Genomic DNA, 23060 nt, shown 5'->3' with positions numbered 1-23060 from the left:
GTCCTTGCCACACAGCCACTGCATTACGTCGCATCAACGCGACAGCAGGCGCCGGTGAGTATGAATGCTCATGAGAATACCGAAGCCAGCCAGCAAGGTCACGCTGGAGGTCCCACCATAACTGACCAAGGGCAGCGGAACGCCCACTACCGGCAGAATGCCTGACACCATGCCGATATTAACAAAAACGTATACGAAGAAGGTCAGGATGATCGCCCCCCCCGTCAAACGCGCAAAACTGTCCTGACCATTGTTCGCCATCACCAGCCCCCGCAGCACGATCAACACGTACAGCGCGAGGAAGAAGCTCATGCCCAGCAGCCCCAGCTCTTCTCCGATGACCGCCACAATAAAGTCGGTGTGTCGCTCCGGCAGAAATTCGAGCTGTGACTGGGTGCCCAGTGTATAGCCCTTGCCAAAGATGCCACCGGAGCCGATCGCTGTCTTGGACTGAATGATGTTCCAGCCAGAGCCCAGCGGATCAGACTCGGGATTCAGAAAGGTCAGCACTCGGCGACGCTGATAATCATGCATCACCATCCACAATAGTGGCATGGCGGAGGCCACCAGGGCACCAAAGAAGGCAATCAGCTTCCATGACAGTCCTGCCAGCAGGATGACGAACACACCGGCCGCGGCGACCAGTAGCGAGGTACCCAGGTCAGGCTGACGCGCGATCAACAGCACCGGGGCCACGATGATCACGGCACAGACAGCAAGATCTCGCCAGCGCGGCGGCAACGGCCGCTGGCCCAGCCAACATGCCACCATCATCGGCATGGCCAATTTCATCAGTTCGGAAGGCTGAAAACGCACGAGACCAGGGATGACCAGCCAACGCTGCGCACCCATGCCGACATCCCCCAGCACCTCTACCGCCACCAGCATCAGGAAGCCTGCGCCATAGGCGACCGGCGCCCAGCGATATAACGTCCCGGGAGCCAGCTGTGCAAGCCCGATCATGATGGTCAGCGCCAGTGCCTGACGCGACGCCTGACGTAGCGTGAAGTCGAGATCCTGACCACTGGCACTGTAAAGCACGATCAACCCACAGCCGAGCACGGCCAACAGCAGCAGCAGCAGCCAAGGGTCCAGGTGGATGCGCTCCCAAAAGTTGGTCCGGCGGCGAGTGTTGAGATTGCCCCCTACGCTGCGCATTGAGCGCTGATAATCAGTCGGCATCATTGACTCCTGTTGGGCCCGTGCCGGATTTTCCATCCTGTTCTGGCGACGCCAGTGCCGCGGCAAGTGCTGCAGTCTCTGCGAGTATGGCAGCCGACAACGTCTGTGCCGCCTCGCGTGCTGCAGGATCAATCCTGGGTAGCAGCCAGTAATCGGTCATCGCACGCGCCATCGGCCCCGCCACGGAGCTCCCCCCCTGACCATTCTCGATCACCACCGACACTGCTATCCGAGGGTTCTCCACGGGGGCGAATGCGGCAAATAACGCGTGATCACGCAGGCGCTCCGCCAGTTCCTTGCCGTTGTACTTCTGGTCCTGACCGAGAGTAAAGACCTGCGCCGTTCCCGACTTGCCCGCCATACGGTACTTGAGTCCCGGACCGACATATTTGCGCGCAGTCCCTTCACGACCACTGACCACATCCTCGAGGGCAGAAATGACGTCGTCCCACCAATCGGAGTTATCCAGCACGATTGGCGGCTTCTGATCACTCTTGGGCAACAGCACGGCATCATCGCCAATCCGCTTGGCCAGATGTGGCTGCACCTGTTTGCCACGATTGGCCAGCGTCGCTTCCGCCGATGCCAGTTGCAGCGGTGTCGTCAGCCAATAGCCCTGACCAATACCGATGGAGATGGTCTCACCGGGATACCACGGCTTGTTGTAGCGATTGCGCTTCCATTCCTTGGAAGGCATCAGGCCCGGTAATGCACCCTGTACATCCAGAGCGGTCTGCTCGCCAAAGCCGAACTTGTGCATGTACTCGCTGATGCGATCGATACCCAGTCGATAGGCAACGTTGTAGAAAAAGGTGTCGTTGGACACGGCGATACCACGCTGCATATTGACGCGACCATGCCCCCAGCGCAGCCAGTTGCGGTACTTGTGACTGTCATTGGGCAGCTGGAAATAGCCAGGGTCGAAGAAGGTGGTGTTGGTCGTAATGGCTCCATTGTCGAGCGCAGCCAGTGACATGAAGGGCTTTACAGTGGATGCAGGTGGGTACTGACCACGAATGGCGCGATTGAACAGCGGCAGATCGAGATCATTTTGCAGCGCGCGATAGCTCTTGACGCTGATACCGGTCACGAACTCATTGGAATTGAAACCCGGCACCGAGGCCATGGCGAGAATTTCGCCAGTCTCGGGCTCAATCGCCACGATGGCACCGCGGCGGCCCTTGAGAAGACGATAGGCGAGATCCTGCAAGCCACGATCAATAGTAAGGGTCAGGTCCTTGCCGGGCTCCGGATCGACACGCGATAGCTCACGCAACACGCGACCACGCGCATTGGTTTCCACCTTGCGTAGCCCCGCCTGGCCGTGAAGCGCCTCTTCATAGAAGCGTTCGATGCCTGTCTTGCCGATGAAGTGAGTGCCTGAATAGTTACCCTTGTCGAGTGCCTTGAGCTCGGACTGGTTGATACGTCCAACGTATCCAAGGGTATGCGACATCGGAATGGCATCGGGGTAATAACGCAGTAATTGAGCCTCGACTTCGACGCCGGGCAGCCGGTAGCGATTGACCGCAAGACGAGCAATCTGCTCCTGGCTCAATTCGCTCATCAACAAGGCAGGTTGGTAGGGGCGCTGACGCTGGCGCGAGCGCTCCTTGAAATCTTCAACCTCATCGGGTGGAAGATCGAGAATCTCCACCAATCGCTCAAGCGACGACTCTAGATCGCCGGCGCGCTCACGCACGATGGTCAGGTTGTAATTGGGACGGTTTTCAGCGAGCAAACGACCATTGCGGTCGTATATCAAGCCGCGAGTGGGCGGCAAGGGCTCAACACGCACGCGGTTCTTGTCCGAACGCGTGGTGTAGATATCGTGTTCAACGACCTGCAGAAAGAACAGCCGCGCCAGCAAGCAGCAGGCCAGCACTAAAATCAGACTGGCAGCCACGACGCTGCGAAGGCGAAAGATCCGCACTTCCTGTTGGGGATTCTTGATCGTCGCCCGGCGTTGGCGCATGGCGGGTCTCGCAACTCGTGTCTTGTCGCAAGCGGCTGGCGCTTACCGGTGATAAGGATGCCCGACCAATAACGTCCAGGCACGGTAGAGCTGTTCCGCCAGCACAATACGCACTAGCGGATGCGGCAGGGTCAATGCCGAGAGTGACCAGCGCTGATCGGCACGTGCCAACAAACGTGGATCGAGCCCATCAGGGCCACCTATCAAAATGGCCACATCGCGCCCACCCAGCCGCCAGTCATCTGCATGACGGGCAAGTTGCTGTGTGCTCCAGGCCTTACCTAGGACATCAAGGGCAACAACATGTTCATTTCCCTTGAGTTTTTCCAGCATCCGGTCGCCTTCACTGGCCATGGCACGGGCGATGTCCGCGTTCTTGCCGCGATTACCAGGTGCCAGCTCGATGAACTCAAGCGAAAAATCTCGTGGCATGCGCTTGAGATATTCCCGGCTACCCTTCTCCACCCAATCGGGCATCTTCTGCCCAACTGCCAATACTCGGATCTTCATGTCCCGCCCCATGCGTTGTCATATCATCCGGCAATGCCGTTGACAGGCATGCGTCCGCCTTTGGCACTTTTCTGTCTTGCCCGAAGCCTTCGCTCTCGGCAAGACAGCCAAACACAGGCATTAGCTGCGCTGTTCATACTCTTCACGCGTCTCGCGGGGCAGATCGCTCCACAGGCGTTCAAGGTCATACAGTGCGCGGGTTTCCGGCAGCATGACGTGAAGGACGACATCGCCCAGATCCAGTAGAACCCAGTCGGAACCATTGTCGCCTTCGCAGCCAAGCGGCTTGACGCCTGCTTCCTTGACCTTGACTTGCACATTATTGGCCAGTGCAGCGATGTGACGGCTGGACGTACCGGTCGCAATGACCATGATGTCAGTGACGCTGGTCAGCTTTGAGACATTGATCTCGCTGATTTCCTGAGCCTTGAGGTCTTCAAGGGCGTCGATAACCAGGTTTTTAAGAGCTTCGGTCTGCATGATTCCTCGGGAGTTTGTTCGGCAGGGGGCGCATTCTACCCGCTGGGACTGCGCGCGCCTATGGGCATCGTCAATCTACTCGTCAAAGCCTGGCTCTGAAGGCGTGTGATAACGCTATTTCATGCAGATAAACGGTAGATTCATTCCGACTGAGGTCGATATAGATCATGTGCTTCAATGTGATTGATCACTGATTCCGGCAGTAAATAACGCACGCTATCCCCCAATGCCAGCCGTTCACGCACGAAGGTCGCACTGATGGCCATGCGTGTCGGCAGTGATAACCGTAGCAACTGCCCGCCCGGAGTGGCCATCAACGCCTGTACAGATTCCACCTCACGTCCGGCGATCAAGGCTTCCAGTGCCGGCGGCAAGGGCGCATCGTGATCTGGCCGTTCGATCACCACCACATGAGCATCATCAAAAAGGCGTTCTGCGGCGTGCCATTCGCCCAACTTCAAAAAGGCATCATGGCCAATCGCCATCACCAGGCGGGCCTGTGGACCATATTCGGCACGCAGGCTCGCGAGAGTATCGGCACTATAGGACGGGCCATCGCGAAATAGCTCACGATCATCCGCCTTGAGTCCCGGTTCACCCGCAATCGCGACCTCCAGCATTGCCAGCCGCTCTTCGCTACTGACGCCAGGGGCCTCTCGATGAGGGGGTTGATGGCACGGGATTAGCCGCACATGGTCCAGCCCGAGCGCCTCACGCAGCTCGATGGCGCTACGCAGATGGCCATGATGGATAGGATCAAAGGTCCCGCCCAGCATAGCCACCCGCGGCACCGGCCCCAGACAACCTTCAAAGCTGCGATCTGTCTCGCACACGGCCTCCATCTGCGTGTCATCGCGTGCCGAGATGCTGGTGTCATGCGCTGATTCACGCTCGTGAGCACCGCCATCAACGTTCAGCGGGCGCTGGCTATCATCCAGCGCCCGAGGAGTCTGCTGGTCAGCAGGTGAGCTGTCGTCATGATTCACTGACGAATCTGCCCGTCGCCAAACACCACATACTTGCGTGTCGTCAGCCCTTCCAGCCCTACCGGCCCACGCGCGTGCAGCTTGTCGGTGGAGATGCCGATCTCGGCACCCAACCCATATTCAAAGCCATCGGCGAAGCGAGTAGAGGCATTGACGATCACTGAACTTGAGTCGACTTCCGCCATGAAACGACGCGCCAGCGAGTAATTCTGGGTAATGATCGCTTCAGTATGTGCGGAACTGTGCCGCTCGATATGCGCCATCGCATCGTCAATCCCATCGACGATGCGAATGGCCAGAATCGGCGCGAGGTATTCGGTATCCCAATCCTCGGCACTGGCTGCCACCGCCTGCGGCAACAGCGCACAGGTGCGCTCACAGCCGCGCATTTCGACGTCGTGCGCGGCCAGTCGCTCAGCGATGCGCGGCAAGACCTCAGCCGCCACGGGAGCATCGATCAGTAGCGTTTCCATGGTATTGCAGGTGCCATAGCGATGCGTCTTGGCGTTCTCGGCGATGTTGACGGCCATGTCGAGATCAGCCGTGGCATCGACATAGACGTGACAGATACCGTCGAGGTGCTTGATGACCGGGACACGCGCATCACGTGAAATACGCGCAATCAGGCTCTTGCCCCCCCGCGGAATGATGACGTCAACAAATTCGGACATCGTGATCAGCTGGCCGACAGCAGCGCGGTCCGTGGTCGCGACAATCTGGACTGCCGTGGGCGGCAGACCGGCCATTACCAGCGCGTCGCTGATGATGTCAGCCAGCGCACGGTTACTGGCCGCGGCCTCTGAGCCACCCCGCAGGATGCACGCATTACCGGACTTGAGACACAGACTGGCCGCTTCGATGGTCACATTAGGGCGCGACTCATAGATGATACCAATCACGCCCAACGGCACGCGCATATGGCCGACCTGAATACCACTGGGACGATAGCGCAGCCCATCAATTTCACCCACCGGGTCTGGCAGCGCAGTGACCTGCTCCAGCCCTTCGATCATGGCATCGATCCGGGGTGGCGTCAGCGCAAGGCGATCGACCATTGCCTCTGACAGGCCATTGGCTCGTGCTCGGGCCAAATCTTCGCCATTGGCCTCGATCAGTGCGTCACGACGCTCATCAATCAACCGCGCCATGGCCTGCAGGGCGCGATTCTTGATGCCACTATCGACACGGCGCATCACGACGCTTGCCGTGCGTGCCTCGAGCCCTAGACGGTTCATGTAAGCCACGACATCCGTGGTGTCGTGCTTGCCCTGCTCGCTCATGTGCCTTGTCTCGCTTGTATGGGTTGTCCACGACCATTGGCCGCTGGGGTCTCATCATCCGGCGTGAGAATGAGTCGAAAGTGCCCTGATGATCGCAGGCGCTTTGGAAACTCACCGTTTGGGGTATGCTGCCCACTGGTCTGCACACAATGGCCTATACGTTTACGCCGTGCGGTATGACCAGCAACGCATGAGATACCTGATGGATACTCGCTGATGGGTACTCTAGCTAGTGAAATACCCTCCGGCCAAGGAAAACGGCCGCCCACATACCATCCACGGGAAAGGTGCCAATATAAGACACCATGGAGATCAAGTTCAAAGTCCGTATCAGTCAGCTCGTCTGCCTGCTCGGCTCTGTGTTGCTGCTGCTGGAAGCAGCCCGACAGATCAGCCTCGGCCTGACGGTCACCGCACTGCTGCTTGCCGTGGGAGGAACGCTGTTACTGATCGTCTCTCTTGCCCACGAGCTATTCGCGATCAGCTGGTTCAGAGTACTGGTGATGCTCAGCATCGCGCTCATCATGTCCACGCTGGTACTACTAGCACCAGAACAGCACCTGATGTGGCTATGGGGCTTTCCCGTACTACTGTTGTACCCACGGCCACGCTGGCTAGCCCCGACCTGCGCTGCTATCGGTCTTGTCACGACATGGCTAGCCCTGAAGCCGCTGGGCAATGATTGGCTGAGCCTCGGCATCGGCATCGCTGCGACCCTGATGGCACTGGGGGCCATCGGCGGCCGGCGTCAGCGCCATGTCTGGCATCAACTTGAGCGCCGCGGTCGCCGAGACCCAAACAGGGCTATCTGGTCACAATACCAGTTGATGCGTGATCTGCCGCGAGAAATTACCCGTGCCGATCGCGAGGGTGTCCATATCGAGCTGATATTACTGTCACCCGTCACGCCCGGTCGTCTCGCCCGGCGACGACTGATGAATACGCTGGACAGTGCAGCGATGGCGCATGAGACCCGCTACATACTCGACTGCAACTGCTCGGCAGTGCTGTTGGTAACGCGCGCTGAACGTATGGCCAGCCTAAGACGGCGCCAGTTGATTGAGCACCTTGCCATGCAGGTACGCGCACGTATTCAGCCCTTGAACAACGCTGATATCAATGCTCTCGATCTGACCCGCATCAGCGCGAATCTAGCTCAAGAACGTGAGGTGATCACGCACTTGCCTCCTCTGCCCTATCGCGCTGAGCCGCAAGATGTCGCCTCGAATCTGGAGGCTGACAACTGATGCCATTTCGCACTGCCCTCACTCGCGCACGCGATCGCCGCCAGCTAGCCAACCGCAAGACACTGATCATGATGCTGGCAACGCTGGTGATGGCCACCTACGCCCTGTGGCGCTATCTGGTCGGGGATTTCGACCATATTCTGACGCCAGTGCTCGCGGCGTTATTGATGGGCATGGCTGCCGGGCTCAATATCCTCGATGACGAGAAGCCACTGCCGTCCTACCTCACGCTGATTGCCAGCTATCTGATGCTGGCACTGGAAGCACCAGGCGCTTATCCGGGGCTGTCGCTATGGCTTGGACTGCCCTGCATTCTGACCTTGTTACTGCTCCCACTGGCCCCCGCCATGCTGCTCAACCTGGTACTGGCCCCGTTATGGTTATGGCTGCTAGGGCAGCAGGAAGACAATTTTGGGGAAGAACTACGATATCTGTGCTTGCTGCTGGTCGCCAGCCAACCCTTTGTCATCAATAACTTGCAAGCTGCTTTCATGACATTGACCGCCAGTGAAGAAACCGAGTGCAACGCCTTCAATGCCCGTACCGGACGAGAGCGCCTGACCAGTGAAGCGGCACGCGCCAGAGCGTTGGACCAGCCATTGAGTATTCTGGTGATCTATCTTCCCCAGCTGGAAATGCTCAGTGAACAATTCGGCGAGGACAGGTGCGTCGAATGCCTGTCCACGGCAAGCGAAGTGATGCAGAACATCTCTCGCCTGGGGGACTTGTTATGCCGCAGCGATAAAGCCACCTTCTGGCTGATGCTGCCCAACACCGGTGAGGCCGGCGCACTGATCATGCGTGAGCGTCTGACCGCAGCACTTGCCGTGGCCACTCAGCCGGAAACCGGATCAATCATTGCCCGCGCCCGCCTGGTGATTTACAAGGCGGATGACACGTCGCAAAAACTCGAGCAACGCCTGCTGGCTGCCCAGCTTGCCCTGATGGATCTCAATGAATGAGCAACACCCTTGCCACACTGACCCACTGGCTAGATCCCACGACCCTGATGGCCGTCCTTAGCGATCACCCCATCGCACTCATCTGCATCATCGGCATTGTTTCCCTGCTTGAATCCCTTGCCATCATCGGGCTACTGGTACCTGGTGTAGTCATACTCACCGCAGGGGCGTCCCTGGCCGGTCATCTTGCGTTGCCATTACCGTTGCTGCTGATCTCGGGGGCAATGGGCGCCATTATCGGCGACGGCATCAGTTTCTGGCTGGGCATTCGCTATCGTGACCAACTCCACGGACGCTGGCCTTTCTCACGCCATCCAGAGTGGCTGGAGCACGGCCAACAGTTTTTCCATCGTCATGGCAGCTGGTCAATCGCCTTCGGGCGCTTCGTCGGCCCAGTGCGTCCCATCATTCCGCTGGTGGCCGGCATGCTGGACATGCCACCCGCGAAATTCTTTCTGGTCAATGGCCTATCGGCGCTGGCATGGTCACCCGCCTACCTGCTACCGGGCTATCTACTCGGCCAGACTTGGCAGTCGTTATTTACGCTTCCCGAGGGGGCTGATGGCCTGCTCGTGGGAGTCGCGTCCGGGTTGATCTTCTGCGCCTTTGCCTTCTCATTCCTGCGCCGCCAACTCGGCCGTGAAGGTCGCTTATATCACTGGTTGGCCCATCGGCTCCGCAAGACATCCTCCGGGCGTCGGCTGTGGTGGCAGTTGCGTCACCCGGACCCCGAAGGCGAATTTCCACTCGCTTCGATGGCCCTGCTGGTGTTTGCCGTCATCAGCGTACCGGCCATGAGCCTCGGTGCCTTGGCGCATCCAGCGCCCTGGTGGATCGACCGTGTCGCCGCGTCGCTAGCCAAGAGCGTTGCAGCCCTGTTCCCGGAGGGCCTGCTGACACAAGCAAGCCTCGTACTGTCTCGAGTGGCAGATGGCACTGGCCTGACGATGCTGGTCATCCCATGGCTCGCATGGCTACTGATCACACGCCGCCATGCCATCTGGCTACACCTGATGGCCGGCTGGGTCGGCATCGCCTGCGCCAACACGTTGCTCAAGTATCTGATCCAGCGCCCAAGACCTGACACTCCCGCCTTCCTTGAAGGCTCGATGTCATTTCCCAGCGCACACACGGCGGGGGCCGTTGCGGTTTTCGGCCTGGCAGCCGCGTTCATCGCCGAGCGTCAACCCTCCTCGCACCGCCGCTGGATCTACTGGGGAGCGATCGCGCTCTGCACGCTGATAGGGCTGTCACGCATCACGCTGGGTGTACATTATCTCAGTGATATTCTCGGTGGCGCCTGTCTGGGCTTGCTGGGCTGTGCCTTGGTGCGCATCAGTTATCCAGCCTTTGCTCGCCAGTCGTCGGCGTTGTCGGGTAACCCAACACCGCTACTCTTGCTGAGCGCTTGCAGCCTGTTGCTGCTCGCGGCACGCCTCCTGTGGCTGCCGCTCTAGCCAGTCCGGACTCATCCACTCCAGCTTTCGACAACAAGACCTTTCTCTCGAGGATACTCATGTCCGGCCACGCAGCTCCTCCCGCCAACCAGCCACAGGCCCTGATGGCAATCCATCTCGGTATCGCACTGCTAGGCGGTACGGCACTGTTCTCGAAAAGCTTGCCCTTGTCGGCTCTCGACATCACCACCTGGCGCAGCCTGCTCGCAGGACTTTTCCTGTTGTGGATTGCACGCCTGAAGTGGAACGTTTCGCTGCGCCTGAGTGGGCGGGACTGGGCACTGATAGGACTGGCTGGCTTGCTGATGGCGGTCCACTGGGTCAGCTACTTCCATGCCATGCAGGTGTCATCGGTGGCGACCGGCATGTTGGCCTTGTTTACTTATCCGATATTCATCGTGCTGCTGGAGCCGTGGGTCGAGGGAACGCGCCTGAAAGCACGCGATCTTGCGGCCGCAGCACTGGTCTGTCTCGGCGTCTGGCTGCTGGTGCCGGGCGGCAATGATGGAAGCGGAGGCGACAATCTGGCAGGCGTGCTGTGGGGTGTATTCTCGGGACTGTTGTTCGCGATACGCAACCTGTTGGTACGCTACCGCTTGAGTCATATCAATCCGGTACTATCGATGAGCCTGCAGGCACTCGGCGTCGTCGTACTCACCTTGCCGTTTGCCTCTGGCGAGATGATGGATGCAAGCCCCGGCACCGGTATCGCCATGCTGGTACTGGCCATCGTCTTCACGGCGACGCCCCATGCCTTGATGACCTTTGCCCTCGGCGGGCTCAAGGCCAAGACCGTCGGCATGATTGGCTGCATGCAGCCGGTCTACGGCGTGCTATTGGCCTGGCTAATCCTCGGCGAAGTGCCCACCTGGATGACACTGGTAGGTGGCAGCTTCATCGTGGCGGCGGCGGCGCTGGAAACATTGCGTCGCAATTGACCAGACTGATAGACACAGAAAGGCCCGCCATTGGCGGGCCTTTCTGTGTCCGGGATGGGCCAATCATCACCTCGCCATCGCTTGCTCAGCCAGTCGCGAGCCAGATACCCACACCGATCATCAATGTCCCTGCCACACGATTCATCAGACGCACGCGCGACCCACGCCCCAGCCAGCGTGCCAGTCCGCTGCCACCCCCGGCGTAGAGCAGCAGACACGTGAACTCCAGCGTCAGGATAATGCCGACCAACGCGACCAGCTGCGGTGCCAGCGGCAGACTGGCATCCAGAAACGGCGGTAACAACGCAATGAAGAACGCCCAGCCCTTGGGGTTGGCAATCGCTGTCACGAAGCCCTGCGTGGCCAGTTCACGCCGCGAAGCACGCGGCGCTGCACTGGCCTCTCCTGCTACCCCCAGCGCCAAGCGCCCGCGCGAACGCCACATCTGGATACCCAGCCACACCAGATACGCGCCGCCTGCCAGCTTGAAGGCCGAGAACACCATCGGGTAGCGCAGCATGATGGTGGCCACGCCAATCACTGCTGACACGGCTACCAGCCCAACCCCGAGCAACTCACCTACCATCATCCACAAGGTACGCTTGACGCCCTGAGTCATGCCTAGCGTCATCGCCAGCGTCATGCACATGCCAGGCGTCAGCGAGACCAGAAAGAAGGTCGGCACGAACACCGACAGCAATGACCAGTTCAACATTCCCTGCACTCCCTGCACGTTAATCTGTTTTCACTAACCACACTGCTAATGTCCAATGAATCGATGACATCATTGTTATTGAGTGGCAACACCTGCGACCCACGGCTCAATCGCTGCCGACATGACCTTCGCCCCAGCGCGGCATCAGTGCGTGTGGGACACCCAGCTGGTTGAGAATGCGCGCGACGATGAAGTCGATCATGTCGTCAATGGATTGTGGACGATGGTAGAAGCCCGGCGCGGCCGGCAAAATCACTGCACCCATGCGCGTCAGTGTCAACATGTGCTCAAGGTGAATGGCCGAGAAAGGCGTTTCGCGCGGCACCAGAATCAAGGTGCGCCGTTCCTTGAGTGCAACATCCGCTGCGCGCTCGATCAGGTTGTTGCTGGCACCACAGGCAATCGAGGACAGTGAGCCGGTGGAGCATGGACATACCACCATGGCACTCGGTGCGCCGGAGCCGGATGCGACCGGTGCCATCCAGTCTTCGCGTCCGAAGCAACGAATCTGACCGGGTTTGGCGCCATAGCGCTCACTCAGTACCTCAGCAAGCCGCGCTGGCCGTGCCGGCAGTTCCTCGTCCGTCTCGGTGGCGATCACCATATGCGCCGCCTTGGAGATCATCACCATGACCTCATGGCCCGCCGCGACCAGGCACTCGATCAGCCGCAGGCCATATTGCGCACCAGAAGCCCCTGTCAGTGCCACGGTCACGGCTGATTTAAATGCCTGCCCTGTTTCAGCCGTCGGTTGAACGTTATCCGTCATGCCTCACCTTCCCGTGCCGCCAATGCATTCAGCAGCCGCTCATGAATCCCGCCGAAACCGCCATTGGACATCACCACGATCCAGTCACCGGCACGCGACTCGTTGGCGAGCTTCATGATCAGCACGTCCAGATCCAGCTCGACCTCAGCCTCTACTCCCAGCGCGCGGCATTCACGCACCGTCTCATCCAGTGACCAGCCCAACGTCGGTGGTGCAAACCAGCTGACGCGGTCCGCCGCCGTCACCGAGGCCGGCAGACGCGCCTTCATGGTGCCGAGCTTCATGGTGTTGGAACGCGGCTCGATCACTGCCCACAGGCGGCCGCCCTGCCCTTCAGCCGCCACACCCGGGGCGAGGCCTTCCAGCGTGGTCGCGATGGCGGTCGGGTGATGCGCGAAATCATCGATGACCTTGACGCCGGCCACCTCACCACGCAGCTCCTGCCGACGCTTGGGCGGCGCAAAGCGTGACAAGGCCTCAAGCGCCACCTCGCCACTCACGCCGCACTCGACTGCCGCCGCGACAGCAGCGCAGGCGTTGGCCACGTTGTGACGTCCGCGCATTGCCCAGTGACATTCGACGAAGTGTTCCGACTCTTCCGCCGGAGCTGCCAGTGCAAAATGGCTACCGTCGCCACTGATCATGCGATAGCGCCAATCGCTACCGGCGTTCTCGATGCCGTTCTCATCACCGAAGCGCGTCACCGGGGTCCAGCAACCTTGATCCAGTACGCGCTCCAGGGCATCAGCGCCTGCAACGGCGTCCGCCGCGACCACCAGCTTGCCACCCGCCGGTACGGTGCGTACCAGATGATGGAACTGGCGCTCAATGGCAGCGAGATCCGGGAAGATATCCGCGTGATCGAACTCGAGATTGTTGAGTACGGCAATGCGCGGACGGTAATGGACGAACTTGGAGCGCTTGTCGAAGAAAGCCGTGTCGTACTCATCCGCCTCGACCACGAAGGGCGCTTGCGGATCACCGATGCGCGCCGAGTCCCCCAGCTGAGGCGGGACACCGCCGATCAGATAGCCGGGTGCAAGGCCTGCGCACTCGAGAATCCAGGCCGTCATGGTCGCGGTGGTCGTCTTGCCGTGCGTACCTGCGATCGCGATCACCGGACGCCCCGTCAGCACCTCATCACACAACCATTGCGGGCCGGAGGTATAGGCAAGGCCAGACTCGAGCAACGCCTCGACCTCGGGATTTCCACGAGACACGGCATTGCCCACCACCACGAGATCAGGCGCGGGAGAAAGATTGTCCGCCGCATAGCCCTCCATCAAGGTGATACCGGCCTCGATCAGCTGAGTACTCATGGGCGGGTAGACGTTGGCATCGCTGCCGGTGACACGATGGCCACGGGCGCGGGCAAGGAGTGCCAGCGAGCCCATGAAGGTACCGCAAATACCGATGACGTGAAGGTGCATCTGTTTCTCCAATCCGGAAGCCCGAGCAGCCTAGCATGCCCGTCAGGCTGCGAGTAGCACACGGACTGTCGAGGAAAAACGACACGTGAGTAGCGCACCAGCGTCGTGCAGCCACAATGGGTTTCGGATATGATGCCGCGGTAGGCGCCAACCCGATCAAGACCATGACAAGGAAGCAGAGACGAGAAGCCCATGACCAAGCACAATGCCTTCTACGCCCAGTCCGGTGGCGTTACCGCCGTCATCAACGCCAGCGCCTGTGGCGTGATCGAAGCCGTCCGTGAAAACAGTGACAAGATCGGCAAGCTCTACGCCGGTCATAACGGCATCATCGGCGCCCTGACCGAAGACCTGATTGACGTCAGCCAGGAAAGCGACGACAACATCGCGGCGCTGCGCCACACGCCAGGTGGGGCCTTCGGCTCCTGCCGCTACAAGCTCAAGAGCATCGAAGACCATCGTACCCAGTACGAGCGTCTGATCGAGGTATTCAAGGCCCACGACATCCGTTACTTCTTCTACAACGGTGGCGGCGACAGTGCTGACACCTGCCTGAAGGTGTCACAGCTGTCAGAAACGATGGGCTACCCGATCCAGGCCATCCACGTGCCCAAGACCGTGGATAACGATCTGCCGATCACCGACAACTCGCCGGGCTTTGGCAGCGTGGCCAAGTACATCGCCACCTCCACCCGTGAAGCGGGTCTCGATATCGCTTCCATGTGTGCCACCTCTACCAAGGTGTTCATCCTGGAAGTCATGGGCCGTCACGCAGGCTGGATCGCTGCTGCCGGTGCACTGGCAGGCGAAGATGCCACCCAGCCGCCGCATATCGTCATCTTCCCGGAAGTCGCCTTCCATCGTAAGCGGTTCATGGCACGCGTTGATGAGTGCGTCAACCTGTACGGTTACTGCGTGGTCGTGGTGTCGGAAGGTGCGCGCTACGAAGACGGTACCTTCCTCGCGGATGCGGGTAACACCGATGCCTTCGGTCACCGCCAGCTGGGCGGCGTTGCGCCGACACTCGCCGGCATGGTCAAGCAGGATCTGGGCTACAAGTACCACTGGGCCGTCGCAGATTACCTGCAACGCGCGGCGCGCCACATCGCCTCCAGGACCGATGTCGAGCAGGCGTATGCCACGGGTCGTGCCGCGGTAGAAATGGCACTGGCCGGCAAGAACGCCGTAATGCCGGCGATTCGTCGCCTCGGCGAGGGTGACAACTACGCATGGGATATCATCGAGGCGCCGCTTGAGCAGATCGCCAACCATGAGAAGTTCATGCCGCTGAATTACATCAGTGAAGATGGCTTCTACATCACTGAAGCTTGCCGTCAGTATCTGTCTCCGTTGATTCAGGGCGAAGATTTCCCGCCCTTCGTCAATGGCCTGCCGGCTGTCGCCAAGCTGACGCTGGCCAAGGTCGAGAAGAAGCTGACGCCATTCTCGATCTGATCGATCGATTCATCGTCAGGCAAAAGCCCCTCACAGGACACTGTGCGGGGCTTTTTTTGCGCTGGCTTAGCCTAAAAAGACATGAGTCATCAGCACTAGACGACTATTTGAGCAGCCACGACAGCACTAGCAACAACAACAGGATACCGGCCACGCCCTGCCAGAAATTGGCCGGCTCGCGTATCGCCTCTGAAGGCGTCAACGCCTTGCCGGGGTCCTGCTGTGGCAGACGCAGGGCATACAACAGTTCCGACAGACGCCGGAAACGCAACGTACGCTGAGGATCCAACGCACGCTTCAAAGCCTCGTCCAGCATCTGTGGCACCTCGGCATTGCGCATACGCGCCGACTGATATTCCAACAATTCGAGATCAGTCTGGGTACGTAATTGCTCTAGCGACTGGGAATAGGGCTGCATGCCCGTCAACAGCCAGTAGATCACCGACGCCAGCCCGTACTGATCACTGCGTCGACTGATCTCAGCGCCCAGCGCATATTCCGGCGCGCTGTGCTCAGTCAACCCGACCTGGCGTGCCAGCGGTCCGGCACTCTCGTGTCCATCGCCTTCGCGCAGGTGGCACGCCCCGAAGTCCACCAGTACCACCTTCCCGTGACGATCGATCATCACGTTGTCGGGATGAATCAGCTGATGCAATACCTCGCGTCGATTGAGTGCATGCACGGCCTTTCCCAACTGACGCGCGATATCGAGACGCTGTCCAAGATTGGCTTGAGGATGCTGACGCGCCCAGTCGGTCAAGGTACGGGCTTCCAGGTGTTCCAACAGATAGTAGAGATGATCCCGTGGGCGTGAGGGCTCCATCACCTTGACCACAAAGGGCGAGTTGACTCGATCTACCACCCACTGCTGCAGCAGGAAGTGCTCCAGATAAGCATTCTTGAGCGACAACTCCGGACTTGGCGCTTTCATCACCATGACGCGTCGACTCTTGAGGTCACGCACCTTGTAAACACGCACTCGTGCACTACGCGACATCACCTCAAGCACTTCCAGTCCATCGAGGCGATCCCCCGGTTCCAGCTCGCGTGGCACCGGTAAGTCGCCGTAGACACGGCCGGGCGTATCATTGGCAGCACTCGCCAACCGGTCAATACGCACCAACTGGAAACAGAACTGATCAGCGGTATAGCCACGCTCATCGGCACGTTCGGCGGCAGCATGCGCCAGGCGCTCACTGGCAGCATCGAGATCAGACACATCAGCACGAATCAATGAAACGAAATCCGACGGCAGCAATGTGCCACGGACGGCCTGAGTGGTCAGCAGGAAAATATCGCCCTGTTTGAGAGGCAGCTCGATGTAATCAATATCGAGATTGACATCCATTCCCAGCGCACGCGACGGATAGCGATAGCCGCCAAGGTCCGTGACATGATCCCGGGAGATCTGTTCAAACTCGCCACCGCGCAGACGAAATACCACGGTATCGCCGGCATGAAACAGATGCGCCGACTGGCCGCGAAAGATAACCGCCGATATCGAGGTGACGTAGCTACCGCCACGCACAAAGCGACTTTGGCTATAGCACCAACTATTCAAGGCACGCAGCACCCGCGTGGCAGAATACTTGACGCTCCAGTTATCAGGTGTCGCAAAGTAGTCAGCCAGGAAGCCACGCACGGCAAGATCACCCGCCTGCTTGGCAATCGCATTCTTGCTGGTGGTGTCCGCGATCAGCGCACACCCGCCCTTGGCCGCCAACGGGCCACGTTCGGTGGGAATCTCAAGCGACATCGAACTGCGATGTCGCTTGCGATCCGGTGCCACAAAGGCCTGGCCATAACTGAGGGAAAGCTCTGCATCCGCCAAGGCGGTCTCCTTAACTGTCTCTAAAAACCAGGTGCCGCTGTCTCGATTCTGCTGTCACGATTTCGCTGGCTCGGTACTCTTTATTCTTGAACGTAACACGCCAACATCACTTCCAGGGCGGTCTGAGCGCACCTGACGGCGCTAGATGTGGCCAAGTGTTACCTGCTTACTCATGTAACGCCATCACTCGATGGTGCAACAGCCGCCAGCAGGGCATGGCATAATGGCAAAATGGTCTGCCAGTTCGTATAATTCAGCGGAATTTTGCTCCGCAGGCCTTCAACCCGCAAACCCAAGGACTCGACAATGAGTTTCGACAAGATCCCCGCTGGCAAGGAATTGCCGAACGACGTCTACGTAGCGATCGAAATTCCGGCCAATCACGCGCCGATCAAGTACGAGATCGACAAGGATATCGATGCGCTCATGGTGGATCGTTTCATGGCCACTCCGATGTTCTATCCGGCCAACTACGGTTATATCCCGAACACCCTGGCTGACGATGGCGATGCCCTCGATGCCCTCGTTGTGACTCCTTACCCAGTCGCGCCTGGCAGCGTCATTCGCGCTCGTCCGGTCGGCATTCTGAACATGAGCGACGAAGCTGGTGAAGACGCCAAGCTGGTCTGCGTGCCGCACCAGAAGCTGACCTCGCTGTATGACGACGTGCATGAGGTCACTGATCTGCCGGAACTGCTGCGTCAGCAGATTGCGCACTTCTTCGAGAACTACAAGGATCTCGAGAAAGGCAAGTGGGTCAAGATCGATTCCTGGGACGGCGCTGATGCTGCCCGCGCTGCAATCGTGAAGGCCGCTGCTGCCTACCAGAAAGACTAACTCCTTCTGGTGACTGTCGTTACCTGCCTGCAGGTTGCCGAGCAGTCGTAAAAAAAGCCCCCGTCATTGACGGGGGCTTTTTTGATTCTGCGCAGGACACTCAGGAAATTCAGACTAACTCGCAGGGCAACACCGCTGACGATCAGCCATTTTCCAGCAGGCTACGCAGGTCGCTGATGGCAGAGTTGGCACGGGCGATATAGTTGGCCATGACCAGAGAGTGGTTGGCGAAGAAGCCAAAACCGGAACCATTGAGTATCACCGGGCTGCCGATATCCGTCTGGGTAGATTCCAGCTCACGAATGATCTGATCGATGGAGGTCACGGCGTTCTTGTCTTCCAGTACGCCGTGGAAGTCATGACGCACTGCCTTGAGCAGATGAATCAGCGCCCATGAGGTACCACGTGCCTGATAGAAGACATCATCAATTTCGAGCCACGGGGTCTTGATCTCTTCTTCCGTTTCCGTGTTCTTGGCCGACGTAGCATTCTTGTCACCGGCCAGACTCAGATTGAGCTGAGATTTGCCAACGCTGGCAGAGAGGCGCTGTGACAGCGAGCCAAGACGATTCTCGACATCAGATAGCCACGCAGCCAGGTTATCGGCACGCGAATAGAACTGACCATTGTTCTGCGTGTCATCACTCAGACGCTTGAGATAGTCACCCAGTTGGCGATTGGCATCGGCGTACTCATTTTCGGCTTTCGGCAACATCCAGGCATTGGCGTCGATGAACAGCAGTGATTCAGCCTTGCCCAGCGCCTTGTCATCACTGGACTGGGACTGAGAGCGGCTGAATTCCTTGCGTAGCTCACGTGTCATGTCGCGTATCTGCACTAGCACGCCATATTCCCAGTTGGGCATATTATCGAGCCACAGCCCGGGCGGCGCGATGTCATTCTTCAGATAACCACCCGGCTTGTGCAGCAGAGTGTCATTGAGCGTCATCAACGTAGCGACCGTCGCGGTACCCGTCGGCAGAGTTTCGAAGGCAGGTGCAACGGATTCACCGTCAACACTGGCTTGCGGTACGGCGAGACCATGCACACGCGCCAGTTCGGTACGGGTGGCTTGATCAACATTGAACTCGTCCGGCTCAGAGCTCCAATACATGCCAAGGCCGACGCAGACCAGCAGGTAAATGATGAACAGGCCGACCAGGGGTTTCCAGATCCAGCCATACTGAGGCGTTTCCAGCACGTCGCGACCTGCGCCGCTCTTGCTGCCTTTACCGAATAGGGCCATGCGTTTTTCCTTGTAGAAGGCCTTGTAGCAAGGCCTTGTGTAAATACGAGTAAAAAAGACGTGCGATAAGACCTGAAGCAGATGTGGGTATCCGTGATGCATCTATCGCCGGTACTCATGACGTACTTCCTATCCTATCATGCGCCTCTGCGTGTGCCAGTCGCACTCTGCGAGGTAAACCAGATACACGAGGATGATGATGTTTACATAGAGGCATATTCATCTGGGTGCAAGTCATCCTCTGTGATCATGACCGACATCACACGGCGTCGACGCTATCTTTCACTAGGCGCCATTCGCCGCTGGCACTCTCCCGCTACTGGCTCCATATCTTGCGACAGGCCACCACAGCGGCCTCCGGCACTGTAAAAGGATGCTTTTGTGCTTCGTCCGTTTCTAGAAAGCTACGCTCCACTCAGCTCATCATTGCTGCGCCGACTCGCGGCAACTGTTGTCGCCCTGCTACTGGCCTTCGCCGTGCTGAGTGCATCGACACCCGCCCATGCGGGCCTGTTCGGCAATGGCTCCTCGTCTTCCGGCGCGTCTTCATCGTCGGGGCTTTTTGGTGGCGATAGCAGCAGCGACTTCCTGCCCGTCAGCGAAGCCTTTACTCCGCGCGCCTGGCGTGAAGGCAATACGCTCTACGTCGGTTTTACTAGCGCAGATGGTTATTACCTCTATCGTCATCAGTTCGCCTTTTCCTCTGACAACAGCGAGGCTGAACTGGGTAAGGCAGACCTGCCGCCTGGTGAATTCAAGCAAGACCCGTATATGGGTGAAGTGCAGGTCTTCCATGGCCCGATGGTCATACGCATCCCTCTCAAGGGTACCTATAATGGGCCAGTCCCTCTGACGCTGACCTTTCAGGGCTGCGCCGATGCAGGGCTCTGCTATCCACCGGAAACCGTAACGCTCGACGCAGGCGAGCAAAGTGCACCTGCCCAGTTTTCTGATCTGATGCCGACGCCCTCTGCCAACGCGCCTGATGACAAGTCCGTCGCGGTCAACGATAGCGACATAGGCAGCGATAAGGCCAGGAGCGAAACCGCATCAACAACGACGGTATCCGGCACGGATGCAGGTTTCAGCGCATTGTTTATCGATGCAAGCCTCATCACGGCGCTTGGATTGTTCTTCCTCGCAGGCCTTGGGCTGACTTTCACTCCCTGTGTGCTGCCGATGATCCCCATTCTGAGCTCGATCATCGTCGGTCAGCGCCCGAGTCGCCCGCGCGCCCTGCTGCTGTCTTCAAGCTACGCTCTGGGCATGGCACTGACCTATGCTGCCGCAGGCACCTTGATGGGTCTGTTCGGCGCTGGCCTCAACCTGCAAGCGCACCTGCAGTCACCGACAGTGCTGATTCCCTTCGCCGGGCTCTTTGCCGTATTCGCACTCGCCATGTTCGGCGCGTTCAACCTGCGGTTACCGGGGGGGCTGCACTCACGCCTCGATGGCTTGCAGTCGCGCTTGATGGGGGCAGGTCCCGGCGGACTGGCTCTTGCGGGGGCATTGTCAGTCCTGGTGGTTTCGCCGTGTGTCTCGGCTCCCTTGGCGGGTGCACTGGTCTATCTCTCGGCCAGCGGTGATGCACTCAAGGGAGGGCTGGCGCTCTTTGCATTAGGGCTGGGCATGGGCGTGCCACTGATAATGGTTGGAACCTTTGGCGCTAGCCTGTTACCGAAGGCCGGTCGCTGGATGGAGGGCATCAAGCAGGCCTTCGGGCTACTGATGCTAGGCGTCGCGCTATGGCTGATAGAGCGTCTATTGCCTGCCCCGCTGGCGCTGCTCGGCTGGGCAGCCCTTGCCATCGGCACCGGCGTGGCGCTTGGTGCACTCTCGGCGGCGCCGCAAGGTTGGGCGCGTGCTCGTCAGGCACTGGGGCTTGTCACGCTTGGCTGGGGCATGATCAGCCTGCTCGGCGTGGCCGGTGGTGCGACAGACCCACTACGTCCGCTACTACCTTTCACCGGTGGTGCATCATCTGGCGATAACGCGAAACGCGAGGCACTTGATTTCACTACCGTGACTGATATGGATGCACTCAATCGCGAGCTGTCACTAGCCGCCAGCCGCGGCCAGCCGGTCTTTGTCGACTACTATGCTGACTGGTGCATCTCCTGCAAGGTCATGGAACGAGAAGTATTTCCTGAGGTTGCCAGCCAACTGCGCCAGTTTCACTTGATCCGCGCCGATGTCACCGGTACTGGCGATGAAACTCAATCGCTGCTCAAGTCCTTCGGTCTTTTCGGTCCGCCGAGCCTGCTGTTCTTTGCCGATGATCAGGAGCTACGTGACGCACGCATCCAAGGTGAAGTGAATGCAGAGCAGCTAGGCCCACATCTGGATAAGGTCCTCCGCCAGCAGCGTGGTGAATGATACGTTCAACAGATCACGCGTGATTGCCGCCCGTTACCGTGCGCACGAAGCAGGCCAACCCCATGTGGCGTGCGCATGCGCTTCATCCGTTCCTCAATAGATGAACAGGGAAGCGGCAGAAAACAGGTTCGGTGCCAAACTGGACAGCGTTCGAGAATTTCGGCAGAATCCGCGTCACTGCGGTAACAGCCTACGCTCAATAGGTAAACGTCGCGGATAGTGACGGTATCTTTGCACTTTCCTCAAGGGTTAACAGCTCAGCGAGCTTACGACTCGGCATCTGCTGACAGAAGGGACTTTCATGGCACACATCCTGGTACTCAACGGCCCCAACCTGAATCTGCTGGGCACCCGTGAGCCTGATGTGTATGGCACGACCACTCTGGACGAGATCCGGGTGCGTCTCAGCCTTCGTGCCAGCGAGGCCGGGCATCAATTGGACTGGCTACAGTCCAATGCCGAGCATGTGCTGATCGAGCGAGTCCATGCTGCTCGCGAGGACGGTACCGCCATCATTCTGATCAATCCGGCGGCTTTTACCCATACCAGCGTAGCGCTGCGCGATGCCCTGCTTGGTGTTGCCATCCCCTTTATTGAGCTGCATCTATCCAATACCCATGCTCGCGAAGCATTCCGCCATCATTCGTATTTTTCCGATGTGGCACGCGGCGTCATCATGGGATTTGGCGCTCATGGTTATGACATGGCGCTTGAAGCAGCCCTGAACGATCTTGCCAGCGGCTAACGCATTGCCATCAGGTCTTCTTTTGACCTGACACATAGACTCACCGGTCAGATTGACGATCGGGACAGCCATCGGGACTGTCGCCCGCAGCTTTTTCAAAACCGAATGCAGCACGACTGTACTCACCCTTTTCCAGCCACTTTTACATCGGGACTAATGTCATGGATATCCGCAAGGTCAAGAAGCTGATTGAACTGCTCGAAGAGTCGAACATCAGCGAAATCGAGATCCAGGAAGGCGAAGAATCCGTCCGTATCAGCCGTCATCCGCAAGGCTTTGCTCAGCAGCCAATGATGCAGGCCCCGATGATGATGCAGCAGCCGATGCAGCAGCAGGCCGCTCCGGCTGCCGCGGGCGTTGAGATGCCGGCTGCTCCGGCTGCACCGCAGGGCCATACCGTCAACTCTCCAATGGTCGGCTCCTTCTATCGCTCTCCGGCGCCGGGCTCCAAGTCCTTCATTGAAGTCGGCCAGAGCGTCAAGAAAGGCGATACCGTCTGCATCGTCGAAGCCATGAAGATGATGAACCAGATCGAATCCGACAAGGATGGCGTTGTAGAAGCGATCCTCATCGAGGACGGTGAACCTGTCGAATTCGACCAGCCCATGATCGTCATTTCCTGATACCAACGGACACGTC

20 protein-coding genes are annotated in these 23060 nt (G+C 59.0%); 9 read left to right on the top strand and 11 right to left on the bottom strand.

The features are described 5' to 3' along the window. Positions 1-33 precede the first annotated feature (33 nt). The 6 genes from rodA to GQR90_RS04070 form a co-directional block, all read right to left on the bottom strand. Positions 34-1185, bottom strand: coding sequence for a rod shape-determining protein RodA (gene rodA, locus GQR90_RS04095; protein WP_158772998.1), 1152 nt, complete (start codon positions 1183-1185; stop codon positions 34-36). Then, positions 1172-3157: a penicillin-binding protein 2 gene (gene mrdA / locus GQR90_RS04090; protein WP_158772997.1), complete on the bottom strand. Its 1986-nt coding sequence runs from the start codon at positions 3155-3157 to the stop codon at positions 1172-1174. The genes rodA and mrdA overlap by 14 nt, the downstream gene beginning before the upstream one ends. Before the next feature lie 42 nt (positions 3158-3199). Beyond that, a complete protein-coding gene (rlmH, locus tag GQR90_RS04085; protein ID WP_158772996.1) occupies positions 3200-3667 on the bottom strand; it encodes a 23S rRNA (pseudouridine(1915)-N(3))-methyltransferase RlmH in 468 nt (155 codons plus the stop codon). A 120-nt stretch (positions 3668-3787) separates the two neighbouring features. After that, on the bottom strand, positions 3788-4147 hold the full coding sequence (gene rsfS / locus GQR90_RS04080) for a ribosome silencing factor (RefSeq protein WP_024950796.1): 360 nt from the start codon (positions 4145-4147) through the stop codon (positions 3788-3790). A 140-nt stretch (positions 4148-4287) separates the two neighbouring features. Then, positions 4288-5133, bottom strand: coding sequence for a nicotinate-nucleotide adenylyltransferase (gene nadD / locus GQR90_RS04075; protein ID WP_442778536.1), 846 nt, complete (start codon positions 5131-5133; stop codon positions 4288-4290). Beyond that, positions 5130-6413 (bottom strand): glutamate-5-semialdehyde dehydrogenase, encoded by a 1284-nt coding sequence (locus GQR90_RS04070; protein ID WP_158772995.1) that lies wholly within the window; start codon positions 6411-6413, stop codon positions 5130-5132. Before GQR90_RS04070 ends, nadD begins: the two co-directional genes overlap by 4 nt. A 305-nt stretch (positions 6414-6718) precedes the next feature. Between GQR90_RS04070 and GQR90_RS04065 the strand changes: the two genes are divergently transcribed. Genes GQR90_RS04065 through GQR90_RS04050 form a run of 4 tightly spaced genes read left to right on the top strand, consistent with a single transcriptional unit; the run spans position 6719 to position 11017 of the window. Beyond that, a complete protein-coding gene (locus GQR90_RS04065; protein WP_158772994.1) occupies positions 6719-7660 on the top strand; it encodes a hypothetical protein in 942 nt (313 codons plus the stop codon). Then, positions 7660-8622, top strand: coding sequence for a diguanylate cyclase domain-containing protein (locus tag GQR90_RS04060; RefSeq protein ID WP_158772993.1), 963 nt, complete (start codon positions 7660-7662; stop codon positions 8620-8622). Before GQR90_RS04065 ends, GQR90_RS04060 begins: the two co-directional genes overlap by 1 nt. Then, positions 8619-10079: a bifunctional DedA family/phosphatase PAP2 family protein gene (locus tag GQR90_RS04055; protein WP_158772992.1), complete on the top strand. Its 1461-nt coding sequence runs from the start codon at positions 8619-8621 to the stop codon at positions 10077-10079. The genes GQR90_RS04060 and GQR90_RS04055 overlap by 4 nt, the downstream gene beginning before the upstream one ends. Before the next feature lie 59 nt (positions 10080-10138). Continuing rightward, positions 10139-11017, top strand: a complete 879-nt coding sequence (locus tag GQR90_RS04050; RefSeq protein WP_158772991.1) for a DMT family transporter — start codon at positions 10139-10141, stop codon at positions 11015-11017. A gap of 85 nt (positions 11018-11102) precedes the next feature. Here the strand turns inward: GQR90_RS04050 and GQR90_RS04045 are convergent, their stop codons facing one another. The 3 genes from GQR90_RS04045 to mpl form a co-directional block, all read right to left on the bottom strand. Further along, positions 11103-11732, bottom strand: coding sequence for a LysE family translocator (locus tag GQR90_RS04045; RefSeq protein WP_199269470.1), 630 nt, complete (start codon positions 11730-11732; stop codon positions 11103-11105). Positions 11733-11838: 106 nt separating this feature from the next. Next, on the bottom strand, positions 11839-12501 hold the full coding sequence (locus GQR90_RS04040) for a flavin prenyltransferase UbiX (protein WP_158772990.1): 663 nt from the start codon (positions 12499-12501) through the stop codon (positions 11839-11841). Next, positions 12498-13931 carry a UDP-N-acetylmuramate:L-alanyl-gamma-D-glutamyl-meso-diaminopimelate ligase gene (mpl, locus tag GQR90_RS04035; protein WP_158772989.1) on the bottom strand — a complete coding sequence of 478 codons (1434 nt, stop codon included), beginning with the start codon at positions 13929-13931 and terminating at the stop codon, positions 12498-12500. The genes GQR90_RS04040 and mpl overlap by 4 nt, the downstream gene beginning before the upstream one ends. 192 nt (positions 13932-14123) lie before the next feature. Between mpl and GQR90_RS04030 the strand changes: the two genes are divergently transcribed. Next, complete coding sequence (locus GQR90_RS04030; RefSeq protein ID WP_158772988.1) at positions 14124-15386, top strand: 6-phosphofructokinase; 1263 nt, start codon at positions 14124-14126, stop codon at positions 15384-15386. 103 nt (positions 15387-15489) lie between these two features. Here GQR90_RS04030 and GQR90_RS04025 read toward each other — a convergent pair whose 3' ends face one another. Next, entirely contained in the window at positions 15490-17217 is a 1728-nt protein-coding gene (locus tag GQR90_RS04025; protein WP_158772987.1) for a bifunctional protein-serine/threonine kinase/phosphatase, read from the bottom strand. 306 nt (positions 17218-17523) lie between these two features. Here GQR90_RS04025 and ppa point away from each other — a divergent pair, with 306 nt between their 5' ends. Further along, positions 17524-18054 carry an inorganic diphosphatase gene (gene ppa, locus GQR90_RS04020; protein ID WP_158772986.1) on the top strand — a complete coding sequence of 177 codons (531 nt, stop codon included), beginning with the start codon at positions 17524-17526 and terminating at the stop codon, positions 18052-18054. 142 nt (positions 18055-18196) lie between these two features. Here ppa and GQR90_RS04015 read toward each other — a convergent pair whose 3' ends face one another. Then, a complete protein-coding gene (locus GQR90_RS04015; RefSeq protein WP_158772985.1) occupies positions 18197-19300 on the bottom strand; it encodes a DUF2333 family protein in 1104 nt (367 codons plus the stop codon). Between the two features lie 381 nt (positions 19301-19681). Between GQR90_RS04015 and dsbD the strand changes: the two genes are divergently transcribed. The 3 genes from dsbD to accB all read left to right on the top strand — a co-directional run bounded on the left by dsbD (position 19682) and on the right by accB (position 23044). After that, entirely contained in the window at positions 19682-21676 is a 1995-nt protein-coding gene (gene dsbD, locus GQR90_RS04010; RefSeq protein WP_233266422.1) for a protein-disulfide reductase DsbD, read from the top strand. A 301-nt stretch (positions 21677-21977) separates the two neighbouring features. Beyond that, the gene (aroQ, locus tag GQR90_RS04005) at positions 21978-22421 is read left to right on the top strand and encodes a type II 3-dehydroquinate dehydratase (protein ID WP_158772984.1); all 444 of its coding nucleotides are present in this window, start codon (positions 21978-21980) and stop codon (positions 22419-22421) included. 161 nt (positions 22422-22582) lie between these two features. Then, positions 22583-23044: an acetyl-CoA carboxylase biotin carboxyl carrier protein gene (accB, locus tag GQR90_RS04000; RefSeq protein WP_158772983.1), complete on the top strand. Its 462-nt coding sequence runs from the start codon at positions 22583-22585 to the stop codon at positions 23042-23044. The last annotated feature ends 16 nt before the right edge of the window (positions 23045-23060 follow it).

Origin of the sequence: Cobetia sp. L2A1, from assembly GCF_009796845.1 — a bacterium.
GTDB lineage: Bacteria > Pseudomonadota > Gammaproteobacteria > Pseudomonadales > Halomonadaceae > Cobetia.
This window is presented reverse-complemented; position numbering and strand designations above follow the sequence as displayed.